At 70.4% G+C, this 13,092-nt stretch carries 11 protein-coding genes; 5 read left to right on the plus strand and 6 right to left on the minus strand.

Features of this window, described 5'->3' with window-relative positions; genetic code table 11:
- The first annotated feature begins 15 nt into the window (after positions 1-15).
- The gene (locus GPA04_RS05775) at positions 16-585 is read left to right on the plus strand and encodes a hypothetical protein (RefSeq protein ID WP_156223139.1); all 570 of its coding nucleotides are present in this window, start codon (positions 16-18) and stop codon (positions 583-585) included.
- A complete protein-coding gene (locus tag GPA04_RS05780) occupies positions 582-1,880 on the plus strand; it encodes a hypothetical protein (protein ID WP_156223140.1) in 1,299 nt (432 codons plus the stop codon). The genes GPA04_RS05775 and GPA04_RS05780 overlap by 4 nt, the downstream gene beginning before the upstream one ends.
- Positions 1,881-1,902: 22 nt before the next feature.
- On the opposite strand, the gene GPA04_RS05785 is transcribed toward GPA04_RS05780, so the two are convergent.
- Positions 1,903-2,814: a DMT family transporter gene (locus GPA04_RS05785; protein WP_156223141.1), complete on the minus strand. Its 912-nt coding sequence runs from the start codon at positions 2,812-2,814 to the stop codon at positions 1,903-1,905.
- A gap of 127 nt (positions 2,815-2,941) precedes the next feature.
- Here GPA04_RS05785 and GPA04_RS05790 point away from each other — a divergent pair, with 127 nt between their 5' ends.
- The gene (locus GPA04_RS05790; RefSeq protein WP_162458531.1) at positions 2,942-4,258 is read left to right on the plus strand and encodes an outer membrane protein assembly factor BamB family protein; all 1,317 of its coding nucleotides are present in this window, start codon (positions 2,942-2,944) and stop codon (positions 4,256-4,258) included.
- Positions 4,259-4,327: 69 nt separating this feature from the next.
- Positions 4,328-5,605, plus strand: a complete 1,278-nt coding sequence (locus GPA04_RS05795; RefSeq protein ID WP_156223143.1) for a PQQ-binding-like beta-propeller repeat protein — start codon at positions 4,328-4,330, stop codon at positions 5,603-5,605.
- Between the two features lies 1 nt (position 5,606).
- On the opposite strand, the gene GPA04_RS05800 is transcribed toward GPA04_RS05795, so the two are convergent.
- Both GPA04_RS05800 and GPA04_RS05805 read right to left on the minus strand, forming a co-directional pair.
- Positions 5,607-7,748, minus strand: a complete 2,142-nt coding sequence (locus GPA04_RS05800) for an FAD-binding protein (RefSeq protein WP_156223144.1) — start codon at positions 7,746-7,748, stop codon at positions 5,607-5,609.
- A 73-nt stretch (positions 7,749-7,821) separates the two neighbouring features.
- Complete coding sequence (locus tag GPA04_RS05805; RefSeq protein WP_156223145.1) at positions 7,822-8,604, minus strand: 3-ketoacyl-ACP reductase; 783 nt, start codon at positions 8,602-8,604, stop codon at positions 7,822-7,824.
- Positions 8,605-8,731: 127 nt separating this feature from the next.
- Here GPA04_RS05805 and GPA04_RS05810 point away from each other — a divergent pair, with 127 nt between their 5' ends.
- Positions 8,732-9,730: a LacI family DNA-binding transcriptional regulator gene (locus tag GPA04_RS05810; protein WP_156223146.1), complete on the plus strand. Its 999-nt coding sequence runs from the start codon at positions 8,732-8,734 to the stop codon at positions 9,728-9,730.
- A 3-nt stretch (positions 9,731-9,733) separates the two neighbouring features.
- Here the strand turns inward: GPA04_RS05810 and GPA04_RS05815 are convergent, their stop codons facing one another.
- The 3 genes from GPA04_RS05815 to GPA04_RS05825 form a co-directional block, all read right to left on the minus strand.
- A complete protein-coding gene (locus GPA04_RS05815; RefSeq protein ID WP_241680635.1) occupies positions 9,734-10,663 on the minus strand; it encodes a carbohydrate ABC transporter permease in 930 nt (309 codons plus the stop codon).
- Positions 10,660-11,613, minus strand: coding sequence for a carbohydrate ABC transporter permease (locus GPA04_RS05820; protein WP_156223147.1), 954 nt, complete (start codon positions 11,611-11,613; stop codon positions 10,660-10,662). Before GPA04_RS05820 ends, GPA04_RS05815 begins: the two co-directional genes overlap by 4 nt.
- A 70-nt stretch (positions 11,614-11,683) precedes the next feature.
- Complete coding sequence (locus GPA04_RS05825) at positions 11,684-13,066, minus strand: ABC transporter substrate-binding protein (protein WP_156223148.1); 1,383 nt, start codon at positions 13,064-13,066, stop codon at positions 11,684-11,686.
- Positions 13,067-13,092 lie beyond the last annotated feature (26 nt).

Below are 13,092 nucleotides of genomic sequence, written 5' to 3' on the forward strand. Positions count from 1 at the left end.
CAACGAGGCGGCCGGGTGACAATGGCCGCGATGGTCGCCGTCGACGAGTTCGAGCTGGGCGTGGCACCGGTAGGTGCGCCGGCAGCGGCATCGCACAGCCGTGAACGGCACCGGGACCGCCCGGACGCGTGGGTCGCGCTGGCCGTCGCGGCTGTCGGGATCGGTGCGTTCGCCGCGCCGCCCACGCTGCCGCGGGCGAGCGCTGAGCTCCCGCAGTGGGGTGGGCTGGACGGCTTCACGTCCGTGATGGTCGACGACGACGTCGATGCCATCTCTCTCGCTCGGGAGGCCCTGGGCTTCTTCGCGTCCTTCGACGCCGAGGGCCGCCCGACCGGAACCGTGGTGGTGGTGCTCCGGCGTGGACCTGGCGCACCCGACGAGCTGGCACCGGGTCAGACGGGCGCCGTCCTGGACACCGCGACCGGCGATCTCGCCACGATGCTGCTCGACCCCGAGGTGTTCACGACGCTCGAGGCCGCCGCCTACCGCTCGGACTGGGTGTGCGAGCCCAGCGCCGATCACGCGATCTGCACCGCCCTCGCCGACCCCGAGATCACGGTCGTCGTCGACCCGGTGAGCCCATGACGAACCAGGCCGAGGAGTTCGTCCTCGCCGAGCACGTGCCCGGTGCTGCGCCGGCGCGTGCGAGCACGCCGCTGCCGGCGAGCAGACGGGCAACGACCTGGGCCGTGGTCGGCGTCGCGCTCGTGGTCGGCGGTGTGCTCACCTCACCAGGCCCGATCTACCCACCCCTGGAGGACGGCATCGCCTGGAACGTCCTCGACCTCGACCTGATGACCGAGCCGAGGGTCGCGTGGACGGCGGAGCTCTCAGCGGTCGAGGTGCTCGGTGCGGTCGACGGCACCGTGGTCATCGGGCTGGGCAGCGAGAGCCCCGCCGTCGACGAACCATGGCCCGATTCCACGACCGTCGGTCTCGATGCACGCACCGGCGCGGAGCTCTGGCGACTGACCGACGGGACCTGTGTGCTCGGCGCCGACGCTGTGACGTGCGTGCAGGACCAGGGTTCACCCGATGCACGCGTCACGAACCATGCGGCGGACGGTACCGCCACGCGTCCGGTGACGCACGCAGGTGCGGTCGTCGCCACCAGGCTCGACGGCGGCGGCCTGCTGGTCGTCGAAGGCGGCAGCACAGCCATCGCCGAGCTCGTGCGCATCGACGACTGGGGCGCTGAGATGTGGCGGTCGAGACTGAGGTACTCAGGCCTCGCGGACTCGGGCTACTTTGGTCTCGACGTGGTGGGCGGGTACGTCTCCGCCGCGAGCGGCTGGTTCGACCTCGAGACCGGCGAGGCGCGGGAGCTCCCCTACCTGGAGTCGGACGCGAACGACGCACTCCGAGAGACTCTCGAGGACGGTTCGACCCTGGTCACGCTCGCAGACGGCAGGGAGGTCCACGTGCCGCCGGGTGAGCTGCTCCTCGAGGTCGACGACGCCCTCGGCGGCCCTGTCTCGCTGCACTCGAGCTCGGACGGCGCCCTCGTGTCGACCTGGGATGGCGGCTCGGCCACGTTCACCCCTTCGGCGGACCTCGATTGTCTTCTCCTGGCCCGCCTGCAAGGCGCGCTCGTCGAGCAGTGCCTGCCCTCGAGCGGGATCGGCACACTCCGCATGCGCGCCATCGACCAGCTGACTACTGAGCATCTTTGGGAGCACACCGGGACGACCGGGTTCGGTTCCGTACCGGCGACGGCGGACACACTCGTGCTTTCTCTTGCAGGAAGCGTCCAGGGCGTCGATCCGCGCACCGGTGTGCCCCGCTGGTCGGTCCCTGTAGCGGGCGTGAATCCGAGGGTGACCGTAACCGACGACTACCTCATCGTCCTGACGCCGGAGGCCGTCATCCGTCTGGGCTGACCGTGTTCGGGGTCGGTTCGGTCTACCCCGTGGACCCAGGCGACCCCACAGCGCTCTCCGGCGGAACGAGGACGATGCGCTGCGGCCTAGTCACGAGGTAGCAGCCGGCGAGGACCAGCACCAGCCCGACGACCTTGACCACGGTGATCGGCTCCTGGAGCACGATCGCGCCCGCGATCATCGCGACGGCGGGGTTGACGTAGGTGATCGTGGTGGCGCGGACCGGGCCGAGCTCGGCCACCAGACCGAAGAGCATGAGGAACGCCGCCGCGGTGCAGACCACCGCGAGGATCACCACGGCGAGCAGCACCTGGCCGCTGGGCCACGCGCTCGGCAGCCCACCCGTGAGCAGGGTCAGCGGCAGGTAGACCAGCGCGGTGGCGCTCAGGGCGACCGCGATCACCGCGCGCGCCGGCAGGTCGGACAGGTACCGGCTGAGGATCACGGGCCCGATCGCGTAGCCGATGACCACCACGCCCACCTCGAGCACGGCACCCAGGTCGCTGCCGCCGACGTCGAGCCCGACGAGGGCGGCGACGCCCGCGATCCCGAGCGCGAGCCCGAGCCATCCTCGGACACCGAGCCGCTCGGCACGCCCCGTGAGGAACGCGATGGCGAGCCCGGCCAGCGGGACCGAGGCGATGAGCAGACCGGTCGTGGAGCTCGGCAGCACCTGCTCGGCACGGTTGAGGAACAGCCACGGGATCGCCACCTCGACGGCGGCGAAGGCGAGCACCGGTCGCCACCGGGCGAGTACCGGCGCGATCTCACGGCGCAGCAGGACCAAAGGCAGCAGCAGCACCGCCGCGAGCGCCGTGCGCACCAGCACGAGCGTGGCCGGGCTCAGCTCGGTCAGCGCGATCTTGATCAGCAGGTACGGGATGCCCCACGCGATGCCGAGCCCGATGAACAACAACGCTGCACGGCGGGTCACGGCGACATCTTGGCAGCAGCCACCGACTTACCGAGGCACCGCAGACCTGCTCAGGCACGACGCGTCGCCAACCACGCCCGATCGAGGCCTCCCCCGCGGCACGATGAGCACCAGAGGTGAGATGCCGATGGCCGACGTCGATGAGTTCGACCTCGCCGAGGAGCGCCGCGAGACCGATGCCAGGCCGGTGCAGCGGTCGCGGCACGGCCCCTGGTTCTGGACGGCGTGGGCCGTCGTGCTCGTGGTCGTGGGTGCCGGCGCCGCGCCCGATCGACCGCTCCCCCTCGGCGCGGGCACCGAGCAGACGCCCCGGTACGGAATCCTCGACGTCGACCTCACCGTGGCCCCGGCGGTGGCGTGGTCCGTCGGCCTCGACGCCGTGACCGCTGCCGGATGGCCGCCGCTGCAGCGCGTGGGTGACGTCGTCATCGCCGTGACCGACCCGGTCACCGGTTTCGACGTCGCGACCGGAGAGCCTCGCTGGCAGCTGGGCGCCCCGGCAGGCGTCTGCAGCATCACGACCCGGGTGGTCTGCACCACCCGGTCGGGCGCCGACGGCGTCGTCACCGTCCTCGATCCCGCGACCGGCGACACCGAGGTGCTCCGGATCCCGGGCGCCGTCCACGCGATCGCGCTCGACGGCGGGCTGGTGGTGGCGGCCGACGTCGACGGCGGTCATCTCATGGCGTTCGACGACGACGGCCAGATGCTCTGGGACACCCCGTTCGAGGGCGCGGCCGTGGACAGCGACGACGGCGGCGGCGGCAGGCTGCTGTCGGCCCTCGTGGACCACCTGCTGGTGGTCGGCGGAGGCATCACGTACGCCGTCGACACGCGCACCGGCGAGCTGCAGCCCGGGACCTGGGCGGTCTGGACCAGCGCGCTCGGCGTCGGGGTGGAGCTCGCAGGCGTGGAGGACCCGCGGCACTACTGGGTCAGCAGCGACGGTGAGGTGACGACGCGCGCCGAGGCGCTCCCGATGCAGGTCGACGACGGCGTCGGGGGTGACGTCCAGATCGACATGGTCGGCCCGCTGCTGCGGGCCACCGACGCGGAGGGACGCGAGCTCTGGACGCTGCCGGGTGAGGACGACGCCGACGACGACCGGCTCATCACGTTCGCGCTGGCCCGGCTGGCCGGCGTGGTGATGACCGCCGGCGTCGGCGACGACGTGACCGTCAGCGGCCACGACCAGCTCACCGGGGACGAGCTCTGGCGGCTCCCCGCGGGCTCCTGGCCGGACACGTTCGCGGGCGCAGGCACCACGCTGCTGCGGTTGAGCGCTGACGACGCCTTCGCCGCGCTCGACATCCGGACCGGGGACGAGCTGTGGCGTCACCGGTTGGGTGACGTGATCGCCGTCGTCGCCACGCCCGACGGCGCGACGGTGCTCACCGAGGACGCGCTCACGAGGCTGGTCTGGCCATGTCAGCCGTGCGGGTGAGGTGGAGGACGCCCGAGCCCCTGCGCGTTCGGGAGGTGCCCGTCGCCCTGGCGCGTGACAATGGCGACCATGGCCGCCGTCGACGAGTTCGATCTCGCTGAGGCGAGCGACGACGGCGAGCGTGCTGGCACGCCGTCGGGTCGTCCGAGGCGGGCGCGGCCGTGGCCGTGGGCGCTCGCCGCGCTGGCGCTCGTGGGCCTCGGCGCGGCCAACGCCGTGCCCACCCCGATCGTGCTCGGTCAGGGGCAGGGCGCCGAGATCGGGCTGCTCGATCTCGACATCGGCGAGGCCCCCACCGTGGTCTGGGAGACCGCGCTGCGCTATCCCGAGACCATCCTGGCCGACGGCGGACGGGCTGTCGTGGTCGACAACGACCCCAGACTGCAAGGAAGCGTGCTGGGGATCGACCTGGCGACCGGCACCGAGATCTGGCGCTTCCACGACGAAGCGCAGACCTGCAGCCGATACCTCCCGATCGTGTGCGTGGAAGACCCTGGCAGCACCGATGCCGTGGTGGTCACGATCGACACGGAGGACGGCGCCCGCCAGACGCGGTCGCACCCGGGCGCGATCGCCGCCGTGCTGGCCGGCGACGACCTGGCCGTCATCGAAGCCACCGATGTCGACATCGAGAACGTGGTGCTGGTCGAGCCGGACGGCACCGAACGCTGGAGGGTCGCCGCCGATGCTGCGGAGACGGCGTCTGACCCGGTGTACGCGCAGCTGCGTGTCAGCTCGACCTCCGTGCTGATCGACTTCTCGGCGATCGAGATCGACCTCGTGACGGGCGCCCAGGCACCGACCACCAGGTGGCCCCTGGGCGACGGTGTCGAGGTCGAGCTCGGGTCGGACAGCACGCCGATCGTCACGACCGCCGACGGACGGTTCGAGCTCGGCCCGGGCGAGGCGTGGCTCAGCATCGACGACGACCTCGGCGGTCCGATCGTGCTGACCCAAGCCGGCGACACGCTGCTCGCGGCGTCGCGGCGGATCGACGAGACCGAGCTGTGGCTGCGAACCGACGAGGAGTGCTACTTCAGCGCCAGGCTCGGCGGCACCGTCCTGGCCATGTGCTGGGGTCCTCAGAACGAGCGCGTGCTCGCCCTCGACAAGCTGACCGGCGGCACCCGCTGGGAGCTACCGGGCGCCATGGCGATCGGTGCGAGCCGTGAGGTGTTCCTGATGTCGGACCCCCGCGAGGGCAGGGTGCTCGCCGTCGACGCGGTCGACGGGTCGACGCTGTGGTCGCTGCCCGTACCGGTCGGCTCCTACGCCAGCGTCACCGAGCTCTCCGACGGAGTCCTGCTGACCACCGACACCGAGCTGATGCGGCTGCAGTGGGACTGAGTCAGTACACGTTCCCGTGCTCGCGGAAGTCGCGCCACACGTTCTCGAAGAAGTCGTCGTCAGCGGGGATCGGCCGCACCGGGCGCCAGCGGAACTCCGGGGTGCCTGCCGGGTCGACGCCCTCGGTGAGGTACGAGGCCTCCTGGATCTCGCCGTCGAGCGCTCCGCCGTCGAGGGTGAACCGGAACAGCTCCGGCAGCTCCAGCGGCTGCTCGGCGCGCTCGCCGTACCCGACCTGCGGCAGCTCGCCCGAGGGGTCGGTGTAGAGCACCGATCCCCGCGACCGACCGCCGTGCGCCACGTAGTCCCTCATCGCGCTCAGGTACACGTAGGACGTCACGAGGATGTCGCGCACCAGGAAGGTGCGGTTGATCGACCGTCGCGAGGTGCCGTCGGCGCTGATCAGCTCGCCGTAGGAGGCGAGCCAGGAGTGCACCTGCTCGAGCGCCTCGTCGATCGAGGCGGCGCTGCGCACCGGCCCGGCCTTCTCGCTCATCAGCGCCTGCACCTCACGCAGCAGGTCACCGGTGTTGTCCGGCGTACCCGCGGCCGCTCGCTCGGTCGCTCGCGCGACGAGGCCGACGGCGTCGCTCACCACGGGCTCGGCCGCCGCCACGAACGCGGGCTCACCGATCGGCGCGTCGGTGCGGGCGGCCGAGACGTACCGGGCCGCACGTGTGGCCCCCACCTGGCCCGAGTTCAGCGCTGCGCCGCCGGGTCGGTAGACGCCGTGCGCGCCCCCGGCCTCGCCGACCGGGAAGAACCCGGGCACGTTCGACTGCCACCACGCGTCGACCAGCAGGCCGCCGTTGTTGTGCTGGGCGCACACGTCGACCTCGAGCATCTCCTTCTCGAGGTCCACGTACGGGTTCTTGCCCAGGTAGAACTGATAGGCGGGCTCGTTCATGCGCCGCAACCGCTCGATCGGGGTGCCGAACAGCACGCCCGCACGCTCCAGGTACTCGAAGGCCTCGGGCGACAGCGCGCTCGGGTCGAAGGTCTCCTGCACGGGGTTCGACCGGAAGTCCAGGAAGACGCGGCGGCCCCGCACCACGGTCTCGCGGTAGACGAGGAGGTCGATCAGGCTGGACCCGTCACGAGCCTTCCTGATGTCGAACGGCCACTGGTAGCCCTTGAGGAACACCAGCGACACCAGCCGGCCGTAGTCCGGGATCGTCTCGGTGAGGAACTCGCGCTCGTCGTTGCCGTCCGCATCGGTGGAGACGAACCGCGGGATCACCTGCATGTAGGTGCCGGAGACGTTCCAGCGCGGCTTGATCGAGGCGAGGCCGAACTGCCACTCGGTGAGGTTCTTGCCGTGCACGCCGGCGCGGTAGGCCGCGCCGCTGGCGCCCCACTGCCCGTTGGGAAACACCCGTGTGGCGTAGATGCCGGCCGGGCCGCCGGTCGCGTACACGATGTTCGTGCACCGGAACAGCAGGTACGGGCTCTGCTCCGAGCCGGGCTTCACGTCGGTGCGGAACACCAGGAGGCCGGCGATCTGGCCGTCCTCGGCTCGCACGAGGTCCACGACGCGGCACTCGTCGTACACCGGCGTGCCGTTGCGCGCGACCTTCTTCTCGAGCTGGGCGACCATCGAGCGGGAGGTGTACGGCCCGACCGACGTGGCGCGGCGGCGCGGGTCGTGGTCGGTCTTGTAGCCGATGAACTCGCCGTACCGGTTCTGCGGGAACGGCACGCCGAGGTCGCACAGCCGCAGGAACCCGCGCGCGGACAGCGCCGCCTCGGCGAGCGCGTTGTCGCCGTCCATCGCACCGCCGGAGAACAGCGTCTGCGCCATCTCGTGGACCGAGTCGTCGTCACCGCCCGACAGGGTCAGCTTGTAATAGGTCTGCTTGTCGCTGCCGGCGTTGCGCGAGGAACCCGCGTTGATCTTGTCGGCGACCATGACCACGTCGGTCTGCCCGAACTCCCACAGCCGGTCGGCGGCGCAGTAGCCGGCGGACCCGGTGCCCACCACCACGGTGTTCGCGGCCACCACCGGGATCTCCTGGCCGGCGATCGTGAGCCGGGGCGCGGCGTCGGGGTCACCGAGGACCACCTGGTCCGCCTGCTCCAGGTGCGCGGGCTCCAGCCCGGGGTTGGCGTCGTTGTCGAGCGGTGCGGTCAACGGTGCGGTCATCGGTTCAGTCTCCTCGGGCTGTCGCCGAGATCGGTGATGGTGGCTCGGGCGGGCGCCGCGGCACGTGGCAGGGTCAGAGGGTGGGGATCTGCATGCCGCCGCCGACCGTGATGACGTCCCCGGTCGAGTAGGGCATCCGCTTGGCGGCGAGCTGCACGACGGCACCCGCCACGTCCGCCGGGGTGCCCCACCGCGGCATCGGGGCGAGCCCGCCGGCGAACAGCTCGTCGTACTTGGCCTGCACGCCGGCCGTCATGTCGGTCGCGATCACGCCCGGGCGCACCTCGTAGACGAGGATCCCCTCCGGTGCCAGGCGCACCGCCCACAGCTGGGTGGCCATGCCGACACCCGCCTTCGAGATGCAGTACTCGCCACGGTTGGTGCTGACCGCGGTCGCGGAGACCGAGGACACGTTGATGATCGTTCCGACGGGCTGGGCGGGCATGCCGTCGCTCTCGCCCCGCTGGGCGATCATGGCGTTCGCCACCCGCTGGGTCAGGAAGTAGGGACCGCGCAGGTTGATGCCGAGTACCCGGTCGAAGCTCTCGGCCTCGGCCTCGAGGATGTCGGCCCGCACGCTCGGCGCGACGCCGGCGTTGTTGACCAGCAGATCGATCCGGCCCCACCGCTCGAGCGCGGCGTCGACGTAGCGGGCGTGGTCGTCGAGCTCGGCGACCGAGCCACGGACGTAGATGACCTCACCCTTCTCGCGAAGAAGGGCGATCAGGTCGACCGGTTCCTCACGGGTCGCGAGGATGGCGACGGCGTACCCCTCGGCCAGCAGAGCCTCGGTGATGCCGAGGCCGATACCGCGGTTCCCTCCAGTGACGAGGGCGACGGGTCGTTCGCTGGGCACGGATGCTCCTTGGGGTGGCAGGACGGATCACGTCCAGTGTGCCCGACGGCGGCCGATCCGGCAAGCGCTTTCCGTCAGCGGTCCGTTGTCGTCCAGAGCCGCTGCCCGGGTCACTACGATCGAGACGATGCCGGACTCGAAGAAGGTCACGCTCAGCGACGTCGCCAAGGTCGCCGGGGTGTCGTTGTCGACCGCCTCGAAGGCGCTGAACGGCAGCGCTCGGATCTCCGAGGCCACTCGAGCGCGCATCGAAGAGGTCGCACGGCGCCTCGACTTCCAGCCCAACGCGCTAGCGCAGTCCTTCGCGCGCGGCCGATCCCAGACGATCGGCATCCTCACGCAGAACGCGATCGGGACGTGGTCGGCGCCGATCCTCGTCGGGGCAGCCTCCTACCTCGGGCGGCACGAGCACGCGACCCTGTTCTACGACGCGGCCTTCGACGCGGAGGTGCTCGAGGCGAGCATCCGCCGGCTCCGGGCACGGCGGATCGATGGGCTGCTGGTCATCGGCGACGGCCCGCACTACAACCTGCGGTCGGTGACCCACTCGTTCTCCGTTCCGGTCACCTACGTGTTCACCAGCACGGACGGCCCCGACGACGCGACGTTCGTGCCGGACGGCGTCATGGCGGGGCGGCTGGCCGCCCAGCACCTCCTGGAGATCGGTCGACGGCGAGTCGCGCACCTGACGGCGGCTGACGATATCGCTGCCACCGAGCGTCTCCAGGGCCTCACGGAGGGCTTGGCGGCAGCGGGACTGGCGCCGGTCGCCGTGCACGCGCAGCGGGACTGGTCAGAGGAGACGGGCGCAGCGACAGCCACCGCTCTGCTGCGGTCCGGTGTCGAGTTCGACGCGATCTTCTGCGGGAACGACCACGTTGCCCGGGGGGCCGAGAAGGTGCTCCTCGCCGCCGGGCTGCGGGTGCCCGATGATGTCGCCCTCGTGGGTGTCGACAACTGGGAAGGCACCATCGTCGGGCAGGGGACGCGCCACCTGACGACGATCGACCCGTTGCTCAGCCGCCTCGGAACAGCCGCGGCGAAAGATGTTCTCAGTGCCGATCACGTCGGCGGCAGGCAACCGCAGCCGTGCGTGCTGGTCATCGGCGAGACCACGGTCGGCTGAGCGCTACTCCTTCAGGGCTCCCGCACTGCCGGCCGCGCGGATGAACTGCCGCTGGAACGCCAAGAACACCAGTACGGGGACCAGCACGGAGATGAACATCGCCGCCATCAGCACCGCGAGGTCGGTGTTGTCGGCGATCCGCGGCAGCGCGACCGAGATGGGCTGCAGCTCAGGCTTGTTGAGCACGAGCAGCGGCCAGAGGAAGTCCTTGTAGGCCGCCACCATGGTCAGCAGGGACAGCACGCCGATGATGGGCCGCGCCATCGGCAGCACGATCTCGAGGAAGATCCGCACGGCTCCGGCGCCGTCGATCTTGGCGGCGTCGAACAGGTCGCGCGGGATCGTGGTCAGGAACCGCGACACGAGCAGGACGTTGAAGGCGCTGGCCGAGGCAGGCAGCCACACGGCCCAGAACGTGTTGAGAAGGTTGATGCCGAGCAACGGCACGTCGATCACAGTCAGGTACAGCGCGACCAGCGAGATCACACCCGGGATGAACAGCGTTGCCAGCACAGCAGCAGAGACCACGCGCGCGTAGGCGGGCCGCAGCACGGCGATGCCGTAGCCGCCGGTCGTCGCGACCAGCAGCCCGAAGAACCACGAGCCGAGGCACACGAGCAACGTGTTTCCGAGGTACCGGGCGAAGTCGACCTCCGCGAACGCCTGGACGATGTTGTCCCACTGGATGCCGCTGGGCCAGATCGCGAACGGCTGCGCCAGCGTCTCGGTGCTCGTGGAGGTCGCGGCCTTGAACAGCCACAGCAGCGGGCCGGCGCACGTGACCGCGAGGGCGATCAGTACGCCGGTCCCGATCACGCCCACGACCGCGCGGACGCCCGGCTGCCGACGGTCCATCATCGAGATGATGCTGCGTTCGGCCTCGTCCGCGGGCCGACGGCGGCGGGCGCGCGACGGGGCGCCGGCGGTGGTCATGAGGTGCTCCATCGTCGAGTGGCCCACATGTAGAGCGCCGACAGCAGGGACAGGGCCACGGCGAGCAGCAGCGACAGCGCGGTGGCGCGGCCGTAGTCGCCCGCCACGAATGCGTACCGGTAGATCAGCAGCAGGATCGTGAGACTGCCGTTCTCCGGCCCACCACCGGTCATGATGTAGGGCTCGGTGAAGGTCTGGAAGGTCCCGATCAGCTGGAGCAGCAGCATGATCAGCAGCACTCCACGCATCTGTGGCAGCGTCACGTGCCAGAACCGGCGAAGGATCCGGGCGCCGTCGATCTCCGCGGCCTCGTAGAGCTCGGTGCGGATCGTCATCAGGGTGGCGAGGTAGATGATGACCCCGGTGCCGAACCCCGCCCAGGTGGCGTACAGCACGAGCGAGGGGATGACGAGATCGGGGTCGTTCAGCCAGGCGAGCGGGCCGAGACCGACCCACCCGAGCATCGTGTTGAACAGGCCGTTCGCGCCCGGGTTGTAGAAGGCCTTCCACAGCAGCACCGCCACGACGGGCGGGATGATCACCGGCAGGTAGGCCAGCGCCGAAGCCACGCCGCGCGTCCGGCGCATCTCGGCGAGGAAGACCGCCGTCAGGATCGGGACCGGGAAGCCCACGACGAGGGCGAGCAACGAGAAGTACGTCGTGTTCCAGACCGCGATCCCCAGCAGCGGGTCGGCCAGCACGCGCTCGAAGTTCGCCAGCCCCACCCAGGTCGAGGTGATGAAGTTGGTCTGCTGCAGGCTCAACATCAAGCTGCGCAGGATCGGCCACCACGAGAAGTAGCCGAAGCTGAGCAGCAGCGGCAGGAAGAACAGCAGGGTCGTCAGCCCTCCGCGGCGCGCCCACGTGGCGGGGCTGCGGTGCCGCCGCCGGCGCGGCGGCGCGGTGAGGGGTTCGACGGCGGCCCGCACCGTCGTGTCTGTGACGGCCATCGTCACGTCCTCCTTCAGGTTGGGCGGCGGTGCGGTCCGCGACGCCGCGGACCGCACCACCGGCGTCGGCTCAGCCGAGCTCGAGCGCCGACTGGAACGAGTCCTGGGCTGTCTGCAGGAGCTGTTCGATGTCGGCGTCCTGCCTCGTCAGGACTCCTTGGACCACGGCGTCCAAGGTGTTGTAGAGCTCCTGAGCCTTGGCCGGAGGCTCAGGGACCAGGGTCACCTCTTCGACGGTCGAGAGGTAGAGGTCGTAGTTCTCACGAGGGACGTTGATGTACGGCTCCACCCATCCCAGCCACTGGTCGTAGACATCGCGGTCGACGACGGGCAGCGCAGGCTCCCCGACGGCCACGCCATCCGCTGCTGCCGCCTCAGCCTCGGAGACGGCGACCTCCTCGTCGGTGTACTTGAGGAAGTCCCGGAACTCGACCCACGCCACCGCCGCAGCCAGCTGCTCCGGCGTCGCCGTCGGGCTGAAGACCGCGAGGTTGCCACCGGAGAGGGTGCCCAGCCCGGCAGGCTGCTGCGGCAGCGGCGCCACCCCGAAGTGCTCAGGGTCCATCCCGTTCTTGACCACCATGTTGGTGTAGTTGTCAGCGCCCTGCACGAACATGCCGACCTGGCCGGATGCGAACAGCTGCACGGCGTCGTCGTAGTTGACGAGAAAGTTGCTGCCCATCGTCTCGTCCTCCCACCGCAGCTGCTGGTAGTAGTCCAGGACCTCGGTCGTGGCGTCGTTGACGATGGTCGCCTCGGTGGCGTCCTCGTTCTCCAGGGTGGAGCCGAAGGCGTAGGACATCGTGGTCAGCACCCAGCCACCGGTGTTGTCCAACGTCATGGTGAGGAAGCCCTGCGCCTCCGTCTGCTCGTCGATCGCCTGCGCCGCAGTGCGGACCTCGTCCCAGGTCTGCGGCGGCGCGTCGGGATCGAGGCCAGCCTGCTCGAAGAGGTCACGGTTGTACAGCAGACCCATCGTCCATGCGGAGGTCGGGATCGCATAGGTGCGATCCTCGGCCTGCGCCACGGCCAGCACCGACGGGTTCAGCCGGCTGAAGACCTCGCTGTCGGCCAGGTAGTCGGTCACGTCGGCGACCTGCCCGCGGGCGATCATCGACTGGATCTCGGTGAAGGGAGCAGAGATCACGGTCGGCATCGTTCCGCCTGCGATCAGCGCGTTCCACGTGTCGGCTGCCCACTCGGTCTCTTCAGGCTCGATCGTGATGTTGGGGTGCGCCTCGGTGAAGGCATCGAGCTTGCGCTCGAAGTCGGCTCGTAGCTCCGGGTTCTCCGTGGTGGGCATGTTGCCGACGGTGATCGTCACCGGCGCCTCGGTGTCCGCGTCGGACGCGTCACCGTCCGGTGCGCCGGCGCCTTGCGAGCACGCCGCCAGCGCGAACGCCGTGAACGTCGCCGCGAGCGCGAGCGCTGGGCGGCGTCTGATGTGTGTCATCACAGAACTCCTTCGTTCGTCCCGGC

Origin of the sequence: Pseudactinotalea suaedae (genome assembly GCF_009733815.1) — a bacterium.
GTDB lineage: Bacteria > Actinomycetota > Actinomycetes > Actinomycetales > Beutenbergiaceae > Pseudactinotalea > Pseudactinotalea suaedae.